The organism is Pelomonas dachongensis, from assembly GCF_043555865.1.
Taxonomy (GTDB): Bacteria; Pseudomonadota; Gammaproteobacteria; order Burkholderiales; family Burkholderiaceae_C; genus Pelomonas; species Pelomonas dachongensis.
Genome location: NZ_JBIGHY010000056.1, coordinates 1 through 285 on the forward strand (window position 1 = coordinate 1; position 285 = coordinate 285).

General features: G+C 68.4%; 1 pseudogene. It reads right to left on the bottom strand.

Going from position 1 to position 285, the window contains the following annotated elements:
• Positions 1-285 (bottom strand): annotated as a pseudogene (locus ACG02S_RS26305) (IS5/IS1182 family transposase); the annotation flags it as partial.

Here is a 285-nt window from a genome sequence, read left to right on the forward strand (position 1 = left end):
GGTCCTGCACGGACTGAGCGAGCGTCGTCATCTTGCGCTGCACCTCGCGCAGCAGCACCCCAAGGATCGTGCGCTGGCGGCGCACCACTTGGCGCAGCCGCTTGAACTGCTTGGCATGGGCGTAGCCGCCGGCGCGGCGACGCAAGCTCTGACCCTCGCGCTCGTGCGTCATCTTGAGCTTGAGGCCCGCTCGCTTGGCCAGGCGGGCGATCTTGGCCCGTGCGACTTCCAGCAATCGGCTGTCCGTCGGGTGGGCGATGGCCTTCTCCTGCACCGTGGTGTCGA